Here is a 9,315-nt window from a genome sequence, read left to right as displayed (position 1 = left end):
ATCGCAGACATCCGCACCTGGGACGGCGGCANCGGTACCGAGGAAGGGATCAAGGCCTTCACAGACCGTGGCATCGAATGCCTGCAGGAGCTCATCGCAGACATCCGCACCTGGGACGGCGGCATCCGCGAGTTCCTGCGTGACGAGCAATGCGAGCCCAACGTCATCGAGCGCATCATGGCCGACGAGATCAGGCGCTGAGGCAAGACGGTCTTCGGCGTAGCCTTACAGACGGTGCACTGGTCGTAGTTTGGACCAGACAGAAGGATAATGAAGACCCCAGATGGGTCGGGCTACTACGGGGGGTTCTTCAACTGACTACGGAGAAAGGTTCCGATAGCCAGTATAGCTCTCCCCTTGGAGTAACCGCCGCAGGTTCTACAAGTTCTGAGTTCAGAGCGGCAGTACGAGCCGTGCGAGCGTGGGAAGCTAATCTCGCTCGAAAGGTCATGATGAAAAATATAATTCCTGGCCTTTGGGATAGATACACGCGTGCAATAGGGCAAAGATCGAAGAAGATGCCGCTAGAAGACCTGCCAAAACTGGAAAGCGTGCAGGTGCGTGAGGTGAGCGTCTTTGGCCAAGTACCAGTCCCCTCAGGAGCATTTCTGCCTATTAGAAAAGCGTTCATATGAGCTCTTGGCAGGGCGATGATGATGTGTGATCTGCCGACATGATTTCACTGCGCTTTAGGTGCGTCCTACCCCGCCGGCCCGGTCAGCGCAATTTTTCGAGGTACCCTAGAGTCAATCACTAATTATCTCCTTCAGCGCTATGCTGAGTAGCGGTGACCAGATACTTCGCTTAGGAAGTATAGGAAATCCACTAGCCATATTTGCTGATCTGCATGATAGGTTTCGTGCAATGATTTTGGGACAATCAATTGCAATTTTTGTGATTGCATCTCTGCGGTTTGTGTCCGCGATATTGCAGGTTCCAAAGTAAGAAGATGTTTCTCTGCAATGCGGTGCGCTTCGGACAGCACTTGACGCCACCGATCTTTGCAGGTCGTTTTCACGGCCAGTATGCGCAACTGCTCAGCAGGGTATGTCAGGTCTGCATACTCGGCCTCCCCGGGCAGGAGGAAATCAGCCGCGTTTCGTTTTTCGGTTGTGGCTTCCCGCTTGTAGCGAATTTTCCAAGCCTTTAAAACAGCTTCTACATGATGCGCGAATGCGTATCCCGCGCGGGACTTTCGGCGGTTTTGAACGCTCAGCGAAAATGACAGGAAGCCCTCGACATCGGCGGCTCCCTCCTCAATGAACCCGGCGCGCAGCCGTTGTTCAACAACAAGCCGCTCCATATGGCGAAACAGAGCTTCTTCCTGTTCCATCCAAGCAATCAGGGCTCCATCCGGATCCGCCAGCGGATCCACCGTTTTCAAGCTGCGGCGTGCGAACTCTGAAAATATGGTTGTGCTTGGAAAGACTGTGCCGAACTTTGCGACCATTTGGTCAACGGCAGCAGGTTCTGGCTCTTCGGCCTCAATGCCCAGTTCATCCAGAATGTAACGGGCAGCGAGATCCAGGTTTCGGTCACCGTCCTGTAGGATGTTTCGTTGATTCAGACTGAAGTCGGCGTCCAGCCTGAGACCAAACAACCAAAGGAGCTTCTGTTCGATCGAACTGTCTGCCGGGCAGAGGATCGCCAGCACCCTGCGTTTAGCAGTCATGCAAAGGAAAAGCGTATCTCCCGCTCTGGCTCGATGGACAACCCCTTCTGCAGCAGCGGGATAGTAGAGACGGTACTCGGCCGGGCGGTGCGTCTTTTCCTTGCGGCTGTTGTACCAGGTGCCGGTCAGGTCCAGCCTTAAGGGCACATCCTGCTCATCGTCCATCCAGAGGTAGGTAACAGGGATCGTCTCCCGCGCGTCCGGGGTGCCGACAAAAGCACGGAAGATGTCCACCCCTTGGAATTCATGGCCCCGCGACACAGTTGGATCGACTTCTGTGCCCTTCAGCATCTTCGCACCGGCGCCAATGAAGTGGCGGGACAATAGTCCGTGCGTTGCCATGTTCAGCTTCCTCTGTCGTCAGTCGCGGCCCCTGAGGTCCAGTTCCGCAGCATCACCTGACAGCCAGATATGAAGCAAGTCAATGAGATGGGGCAGGGGGAGGCGCTGCCGGCCCTTCAGACTGCACTCCCATACAGTGGCAATGCGCCAGCCGACGGCCCCGAGCGCAGTTTTGTGCTGGCGGTCGCGTTCCATATTTCCCTCGATCTTCCTTCGCCAGAAGTCCTCGCGGTTGGCGGGCCAATGGAAGAGGTGGCAGTCGTGGCCGTGCCAGAAGCAGCCATGCACGAATATTACGGCGCGATGCTTCGGAAGCACCAGATCTGGCTTCCCAAGGAGTTTGGTGTCATGAAGCCGATAGCGGTACCCAAGTGCATGAAGTCCGCGGCGGATGATCAGCTCTGGTTTTGTGTTTTTACTCCGGATCGCGGCCATATTTCGGCTGCGGGTTGCCGGATCATGAATGTCAGCCAACCTTAAGAAGCGTCTCTTCGCAGCTATCCGCCATGACAGACAAGATGTGCGGCCTCATGAGCTTTGCCACTTCCGCAAAGACCGGCACAGCGACAGAGTTGCCAAACTGCTTGTAGGCTTGGGTGTCTGACACCGGGATCCGGAAGCTCTCGTCGTAGCCCATAAGTCGCGCGCATTCACGTGGCGTCAGCCTCCGGGGGTTCTTGCCACCCTCCTGTCGCACAAGGATCTCCGATCCATCCTTGTAATAGCGTGCAGACAGTGTGCGTGCGATGTCTTCCGGGCCAACCAGCCCGAAGCCAAAGCCGTTACCCTTTGCCCTGTGCTTCTCAGCGTAACCCTGAAGATAGGCCCAGAGCTTGTCTGTCAAGGTGTAGCGTGCGCTCACAACAGCGTCCGGCCCCTCCGTGAAATGTCCCTCAGGGGCTTCGAGGCCATTCTCAGGATGCAGTATCGTTTTCAGGCGGCGTGCGCCGTAGCTGGGCAACTTCAGGTCATCAAAGCTGAACGAAACCTTGTCCCGGAAGCCCACAATGACAATGCGCTCGCGGTGTTGCGGTACGAAGTGGCCGGCATCAAGAACACGAAAATGGATAGAATAGCCCAACTCTTCTTCTAATTTGCGCCGGATAACCTCGAAGGTACGGCCCTTGTCATGGCTGCGCAGATTCTTAACATTCTCCAGCATGAAAGCCGCCGGTCGATGATACGTTAAAATGCGCAGTACATCAAAAAATAGGGTTCCTTGGGTTTCATCATCAAAGCCATGCAGACGGCCCAATGCGTTCTTTTTGCTAACCCCGGCAATCGAGAACGGCTGGCAGGGAAAGCCTGCAACCAGCACGTCATGCTCAGGTACGTCCTGTGCGGCGACTTCGCGGATGTCGCCTGCGATCTCGCGGTTGTCCGGGTAGTTCGCGTGGTAGGTCTTCTGCGCGTACTTGTCCCATTCTGACGTGAAGACGCAGCGGCCGCCGACGCTTTCCATGGCGCGACGTAAACCGCCAATCCCGGCGAAAAGATCAATAAAGGAGAAGGCCGTGTCCTGCACTGGCTTCACCCGAAGCCTAATCTCGCTCCGCAGGAGCGCCATTACAGCTTCACGAGGAGTTTCCTCTCCGCGTTTCCAGCGGTAGATGTGCCCCTCAGAGTATCCAAGGATCTGCGCAGCTTCAGCGACTGAGTATCCTGCCTGCTGCAGAAGGTTGTCAAAATCATTCTTCATGCTGCCGCTCCGCTGGGTATTTTTCTGACGTGATGGCAGAGAATGACTCACGTGGCAAGAACGGTTTGGAAACAGTGCACTCATCTCCGGCGCACTGTGGCGGCTAACCATCACACAATGCTAGCACAGTGAGCCGGATGCAGTCCGCAGCGCAGTTGCGGTTTTGTGGTGCAGTCAGGGCGTCCGGCGGCCGAGGCTGTATCCATCTTCCTAGTTTTCTTTAAACTTCAATGAACACGTTGCCCGAGAACGAGAACGGCTCCGACAGCACCTGGACAGGAGGAAGGAGTCGAAAAACGCCGCCCCGATCTGCGTCCGTATGTCGCAAGCTTTTCCAATAATATTTTGTACTAAATTAACAAAATGCTGGCAATTTCTTCCTGCAACGTGCTCAAAGTATGAGGCGCATTTGAGGATCTTGAGTACAGGCAGCCATGAGTAAAGGCAGCTGGGATTTACGTGGAAATGAACTCTGGCTGATGGATCCGGCCGGACAGGCGCGCGTTCCGAATACTGATGAAATTTACAAGGCGCTTGTTGAGCGGAAGCCTGCAGAAGACTGGGTTCCAACGAACTGCGATGGGCTGCGGGCGTCGCCCTATCCGCTTATGCCAGTTATTGCGATCCGCCAAGACGAGACCGGTACACCCGCCTATTCTATTTCCGCCTCTAGTCGGGGAGTCACGTTGCAGCTGCAGACGTCGGATTTGGAGCGGGGACATCACGTAGCGAAGGGCATCTGGTACCCGGTCGACCCCGCCTCCGCCGGAGAGGTTCTGGAGCTGCTTCAAGCGGCTGACGCGACAACTGGTCCTGCCCGATCCCTGAAAGGTTTCCTAGCCATCCGCAAAGCGGCGATACAGGGTGGGGTTGTTGAGGACGGTCTGGCTGAAATGCCCATATCACCTTTCGCATTTGCACTGGCTAGCGATGACGTTCCTGCAGGCGTCAATGCAACACTTTACCCCTATCAGCTGTCTGGCTGGCGTTGGCTGAAGTTCCTGTTGGCCGAAGGGCTGGGAGGCTTACTCGCCGACGAAATGGGGTTAGGCAAAACACTCCAAATTATCAGTGCCCTCAGCGATTCAGGTGGAGCTCCGCTTGCTCCCGCTTTGATTATCGCGCCAGGATCGCTTCTAGAAAACTGGCGCCGTGAACTGGCGAAATTCGCGCCGCACCTGAAGGTTCTGAAGCACCATGGGCCCCTCCGGACCGGTCGGCCCGCCGACCTGCAGGGCCACGATGTCGTGATTACATCGTATGACAACGCAGTTGGCGATAACAGCCTATTCAACATGATCCACTGGAAGGCTGTCATCCTTGATGAAGCACAGAACATCCGGAATCCCGAAGCAAAGCGCAGCAAAGCTGTCAAACGGCTGCGTCGGGATGCTGGGCTCGCTGTAACCGGTACTCCAGTGGAGAACCGGCTGCTCGACCTGTGGTCCATCATGGACTTCGTGCTTCCCGGCCACCTGGGCGACGCCAGAACCTTCGAGGCCAAATTCCCTGACGATAGGGAGGGCGCGGCACGACTGGAACCTCAGGTCTCGCCGTTAATGCTTCGGCGCCGGGTGGTCGATGTTGCGCAGGATTTGCCGCCGCGGATCGACATTCCGCAGGTGATGGAACTGGATGAAACCGAAGTGGTCGCCTATGATGCTGAGCGTAACCGGATCGCTGCGGAATATGGGGCCGCTGCCACGCTTGTCGCCCTTACATCCCTACGTCGCTTCTGTGCACATCCGGCACTGATGGATGGCTCGGCGGCAACTGCCGATCCCATGTCGTTCTCCAAATTCCGGCGTCTGGATGAAATTCTGGATGAGATTTTCTCGAAGAGCGAGAAGGTCATTGTCTTCACGTCGTTTACAGCCATGGCCGACATGATTGCACAGCATGTCAAACGGCGCTTCGGTGCCTTCGCGGGCGTGATCGACGGGCGCCTCCCGATAGATGACCGCCAACCCCTGATCGACCGCTTCAGCTCCATCCAAGGTGGAGCAGCCCTCGTACTCAATCCCAAGGCAGGTGGGGCGGGGCTCAACATCACCGCGTCCAACCACGTGATCCACTACAATCCCGAGTGGAACCCGGCTCTGGAAGATCAGGCTTCGGCACGGGCATACCGGCGCGGCCAGACGCTTCCGGTCACGGTGCACAGGCTGCTTGTTGCCGATACCGTTGAGGATGTGGTGGATGAGCGACTGACGCGGAAACGCGAGCTTTCCAACACGGCCGTTATTGGCGTGGAAGGCAGGGACGATGATTACGGCGATATCGTTGCGGCACTGAGCCGGTCGCCATCGAAACGGGCAGGCGGATAGATATGTCAGACAGAATTGCGAAGGTTCTCAGCGCTAATGACACAGGTGAGAACGGTGCTCACCAAGCTGGCATCCTTGTTCCCCGCAAAGAGGATGTTCTGTCATTCTTCCCGAAGCTCGACCCACAACAGTACAATCCCCGTGTTCACCTGCGCTTTGTTGATGACGGCGGCACATTCTGGGAGTTTGCGTTTATATACTATAATAACAAGTTTTTCGACGGTACACGCAACGAGTACCGGCTGACCCACATGACGAAGTACATCCGGCAGGCAGGTCTGGCTGCTGGAGATGAAGTTATTCTCACGCGTGATGATGATCGCTACCATGTTTCGTATCAGCGGAAGCGGCCTGCTGAACGGACCAGTGGCGTTTTAAAACTTGGCACGGGCTGGCGTGTCGTTCAAATTTAAGAGGGGGAACAGATGAGCCATCTTGAAGAAATCGAGCTTCCGCCCGATCCGGAACGGGTCATTGTCGGCCTGCGGGACACCGGCTACGAGTTCAACACGGCCGTTGCCGATATCGTCGACAACTCCATTGCCGCAAATGCGACCAAGGTTCAACTGTGGCTCACCGCCGACATGCGCGGCAACATCCGCCTGATGATCGCTGACAACGGCGATGGCATGAATCGCGAGGGTCTCATCAATGCCATGCAGTATGGGTCCAAGGCGCGTCCGAGTGCAGCCAGCCTCGGCAAGTACGGCCTCGGTTTGAAGACAGCTTCCACAGCCTTTTGCAAAAGGCTGTCAGTGATCTCCCGGCCAGATGGCAAAACACCGCCACTTATGGCGACGTGGGACCTGTACCATGTAGCAAAGGTCAACAAGTGGTCGCTGCTACTTAATGAAGAATGCGATGCGGAGGCCGTCGAGCAGCTGGATGAGGTTGCACCGGGCCATGCTGGCACTGTCGTGTTGTGGGAGCAAGTCGACCGTCTTATCAAGGATTATCAGGACCCGGCGGGACGGCCTGCGCAGAAAGCTTTACAGGCAAGAATTGACGAATTGAGGCACCATCTTTCGATGGTCTATCAACGGTTCCTTGATGCTGGAGATAGCCGCGCCAAACACGTTTCCATTGAACTTTGCGGCAAGCCGGTTCCGGCTTGGGATCCCTTCCAGAGCAAGCTGTCGGAACTGGTCGCTCAAGACACCATCGAAACTGAACTTCCGGACGGCCGACTCGCTCCGTTCATCATTCGCGCTTTTATTCTGCCACGGCGTGAAGAATTTCCTGATGACAAGGCTGCGTCTGCAGCCATGCTTTCGAATGACCGGCAGGGCATCTACATCTATCGGGAAAACCGGCTGATCCACGATGCTGACTGGCTGGGCCTGTACCAAAAGGAACCGCACCTTACGGGACTGCGTGTCGAATTCTCGTTCGATCACCGGCTCGACGATGCTTTCCACCTCGACATTAAAAAATCGCAGATTCTTCTCAATGAGGAATTAGCAGATTGGCTGAAGACCGAGTTTTTGCCGGCACCGCGCCGTGAAGCAAACAAACGTTCTCGCGAAGGCCAGCAGAAGCAAATTTCTAAGAAGGGTGAAGGCGCACACGATACCTCGAACAACAATATCCGGAACCGTGAGGCAGCTGCGGGCGGGCCGGAAGTCCACGTCGCTGATCCCAACACCGGAGAGGCTGTCATCACGAACAAGCATGGCAAGACACGCCTGAAGCTGACCATTGCATCAGCAAAACGGCCCGGCGAGGTCTTCGTCCAGCCTGTCGACGGTATTACCAACGGGTTACTTTTCCAGCCTGCCCTCATTGAAGGTCATAAAGCTGTTCAAATCAACACGACGCACCCTTACTACCACAAAGTCTACCTCCCAAACCTCAACCGCAGTGTCACAATGCAGGGACTGGACTCGCTGATGTGGGCGCTTGCCGTCGCAGAATATTCTTCTGTGCAGGACAGCACAGCATCCATGTTCACGGACATGCGCTTTGTCATTTCCCGCATTCTCGAAAAATTGGTGGAAACGCTTCCGGAGCCGGACGTGGAGCAGAATGTCGCCTGATCCACGCTCGCTGGCGGAACGGATTTCAGCAGAAACTGGTCTGGAGTTCACAGGAACGGAAGGACGCGAGAGGGATGGAACCCGCTGGCTGGAACTGCAGCCAGCGGGTCATCCGGCTAGTCAGACCTTTACCCTGCGCACGATTGTGGGATGGCGTCGCCTCGACATCCATTTCCGCCCAGGCAACTTCTCTGGCGACCTAATGGAGGCAATGGGTTCAGCTGATGAAACGGGGCGGAGCACTTTCCTTTCGATTCTCCGGGCCTGCCGTGACGCTGGCGCTGAAACAGTTCTGACCCTCAATGGAGGAATGCGCGATCCCGACGACAGCGAAATCTGGAACGCGCCATGGCGCAGTCTGAGTCTGGCTATTCGCAGGGGTATGCTCGCTATAAATGAAGGCGACGCTGAAGCAGACATGCGCCAGATTGAGCTGTGGACCTCACGGGCAGCCGCAGCCGTGCTCGCGCTGCTGCCTTTAGAGGTTGAAGGCAGCGAACATGAAGAAGCAGCACCCGATATCATCGGGCTGCCGGAAGGCGCCAGAATAAGGATCGAGGTCAATCGTTACGAGCGCGATCGGCGCAACCGTGCGGCCGCTCTTGCCATTCACGGCTACTCCTGCAAGGTCTGCGAGCTCGATATGGCGGAACGTTATGGGACCGCGGCTGCGGGGCTGATAGAAGTTCATCACGTCACTCCGGTGTCGACTGTTGGCGAGGGTTACATCATTAATCCGGCAACGGATCTGATACCCCTGTGTCCCAACTGCCATTCCGTCACGCATCGGCGGAGACCACCGTTTTCTGTGGGTGAACTGAAGGCTATGATTGTAGATCAAGACGAGCAACCAATCGGCTAATCAAAGTACACCGCCGAGCAAGCCTCTTTTGCAACCGGAGTGGACACGCCGGCCTAGAGGAATTGCGCCATAACTTGCGGACGATTTCAGATATGATTGATCAAGCCTGCAGGCCATCCGGTCAGGGCTCAGCTTCATCTGCCGCCAGCGCTCGATCTTGCGGCGTTCCGAGAAGGAAAGGTGGGAAAACCGAACCTTCATTCCTATGATCCTTTCATGGCTCAACCCATTGTTGAGCACAGAAAGTCGCATTTCAGGATAGCGCGTCCCCCGACCCTACGATTTTCATCAGTAATTCGTTTTATGGAACAAGACCTTGCGGCCTTCTAGCTCCGCTCCTTCATCCGGCAGCCCATTAGCCTATACAAAAAGGCAAA

7 protein-coding genes are annotated in these 9,315 nt (G+C 56.0%); 4 read left to right on the top strand and 3 right to left on the bottom strand.

All coding sequences use genetic code 11. From position 1 onward, the window contains the following. Nucleotides 1-772 precede the first annotated feature (772 nt). Genes CK944_RS20530 through dcm form a run of 3 tightly spaced genes read right to left on the bottom strand, consistent with a single transcriptional unit; the run spans nucleotide 773 to nucleotide 3,713 of the window. Nucleotides 773-2,014 (bottom strand): type II restriction endonuclease, encoded by a 1,242-nt coding sequence (locus tag CK944_RS20530; protein WP_103174924.1) that lies wholly within the window; start codon nucleotides 2,012-2,014, stop codon nucleotides 773-775. Nucleotides 2,015-2,032: 18 nt separating this feature from the next. Then, nucleotides 2,033-2,449: a very short patch repair endonuclease gene (locus CK944_RS20525; RefSeq protein WP_239986188.1), complete on the bottom strand. Its 417-nt coding sequence runs from the start codon at nucleotides 2,447-2,449 to the stop codon at nucleotides 2,033-2,035. A gap of 31 nt (nucleotides 2,450-2,480) precedes the next feature. Then, the gene (gene dcm / locus CK944_RS20520; RefSeq protein WP_103174922.1) at nucleotides 2,481-3,713 is read right to left on the bottom strand and encodes a DNA (cytosine-5-)-methyltransferase; all 1,233 of its coding nucleotides are present in this window, start codon (nucleotides 3,711-3,713) and stop codon (nucleotides 2,481-2,483) included. Between the two features lie 434 nt (nucleotides 3,714-4,147). Here dcm and CK944_RS20515 point away from each other — a divergent pair, with 434 nt between their 5' ends. The 4 genes from CK944_RS20515 to CK944_RS20500 are packed head-to-tail and all read left to right on the top strand — an operon-like array spanning nucleotide 4,148 to nucleotide 8,938. Continuing rightward, nucleotides 4,148-6,040, top strand: a complete 1,893-nt coding sequence (locus tag CK944_RS20515) for a DEAD/DEAH box helicase (RefSeq protein ID WP_103174921.1) — start codon at nucleotides 4,148-4,150, stop codon at nucleotides 6,038-6,040. A 2-nt stretch (nucleotides 6,041-6,042) separates the two neighbouring features. Further along, nucleotides 6,043-6,453, top strand: coding sequence for an EcoRII N-terminal effector-binding domain-containing protein (locus CK944_RS20510; RefSeq protein WP_103174920.1), 411 nt, complete (start codon nucleotides 6,043-6,045; stop codon nucleotides 6,451-6,453). 12 nt (nucleotides 6,454-6,465) lie between these two features. Further along, on the top strand, nucleotides 6,466-8,076 hold the full coding sequence (locus CK944_RS20505; protein WP_103174919.1) for an ATP-binding protein: 1,611 nt from the start codon (nucleotides 6,466-6,468) through the stop codon (nucleotides 8,074-8,076). Then, a complete protein-coding gene (locus CK944_RS20500; protein ID WP_103174918.1) occupies nucleotides 8,066-8,938 on the top strand; it encodes an HNH endonuclease in 873 nt (290 codons plus the stop codon). Before CK944_RS20505 ends, CK944_RS20500 begins: the two co-directional genes overlap by 11 nt. The last annotated feature ends 377 nt before the right edge of the window (nucleotides 8,939-9,315 follow it).

This window comes from Paracoccus sp. SY, from assembly GCF_002901215.1.
In the GTDB taxonomy this organism is placed as follows: domain Bacteria; phylum Pseudomonadota; class Alphaproteobacteria; order Rhodobacterales; family Rhodobacteraceae; genus Paracoccus; species Paracoccus acridae.
This window is presented reverse-complemented; position numbering and strand designations above follow the sequence as displayed.